At 80.5% G+C, this 415-nt stretch carries 1 pseudogene; it reads right to left on the bottom strand.

The annotated features are described in order from the left end of the window. Positions 1–59: 59 nt before the first annotated feature. A pseudogene (locus tag IEZ01_RS35740) lies at positions 60–218 on the bottom strand (ATP-binding protein); the annotation flags it as partial. Positions 219–415 lie beyond the last annotated feature (197 nt).

Raw genomic sequence — 415 nt, 5'->3', positions numbered from 1 at the left:
GGAGGCAGGTCCACCGTCCGGGCCGACCGAGTCCCGGCGGGCCCGGCCGGGGCCGTGCCTCAGCCGCGCAGGTCCACCAGCGGCGGTGGGGTGTGTTCGCCGCCGACCGTGGTCAGGGAGAGGACCGCGTGGCCGGCGGGGACGGCGTGGGCCAGGTTCGAGGCGGACCAGCGCTGGCGCTCCACCTCTCGGACGGTGACGGCCTCCGCCGTGGCGGCGGAAGGTGGGCGAGCGGCGGAAGCACGTCCGCGGGGACGCCGTCCACGGGCGCCAGGCACTCGCCGAGTGCGGCCGGCCCAGCCGTGCCGACCAGAGGCACCCGGTCACCGGGCAGCGGAGGCTCGTCCGCGGGCGCCCGCCTCTCGCCGAGTGCGGCCAGGCTCCGCCGGGCCGGCCGGGGCGGCCGGTGGGCCGG

Source organism: Streptomyces purpureus (assembly GCF_014648195.1).
Lineage (GTDB): Bacteria > Actinomycetota > Actinomycetes > Streptomycetales > Streptomycetaceae > Streptomyces > Streptomyces purpureus.
Note: the sequence above shows the minus strand (reverse complement) of the source record. Positions and strands in the feature narration are given on the sequence as shown.